This is a genomic window from Pseudomonas sp. 43(2021) (assembly GCF_017490805.1).
Lineage (GTDB): Bacteria > Pseudomonadota > Gammaproteobacteria > Pseudomonadales > Pseudomonadaceae > Aquipseudomonas.
The window spans coordinates 1-492 of sequence record NZ_JAFGYJ010000346.1 but is presented as its reverse complement, the minus strand read 5'-3'; the positions used below and the strand labels follow the sequence as shown (position 1 = coordinate 492).

1 pseudogene is annotated in these 492 nt (G+C 65.2%); it reads right to left on the bottom strand.

Going from position 1 to position 492, the window contains the following annotated elements:
• Window positions 1-492: pseudogene (locus tag J5M71_RS27565) on the bottom strand (glutamine synthetase); the annotation flags it as partial.

Here is a 492-nt window from a genome sequence, read left to right as displayed (position 1 = left end):
AATAAGTGTCGAGCAACGGCTTGGGCAGCCATTCGTTGAAGGCTGCACTGTCACGCAGGCAATCCAGCGCCTGGGCCAGCGAGGCGGGCAGGGCGACGATGCCCCGGGCCTTGCGTTGTTCGTCGTTGAGTGAATCGGGAATTTCATCGGTAACCGCGTTCAGCGCCAGACGCTGTTCGATGCCCAGTCGCCCGGCAATTAGCAGCGCAGCCATGGCCAGATGCGGCGAGGCGGTAGCGTCCATGGCGCGGAATTCCAGGTTGAACTGCTGCGCGGCGGACTTGCCGCCCAAGGTCACAGTCGGGCAGATGCGCAGCGCCGCTTCACGGTTCTGCTGCCCCAAGCAGGCGTACGACGCGCTCCAGTGGTGCGGCTGCAAACGCTGGTAGGACAGCGGCGTCGGCGCGGTGAATGCGCACAGCGCCGGGAGAAAATGCAGGACTCCGGCAGCCCAGTGCTGACCGATGCTCGATCTGGCCGGCCAGCCGATGC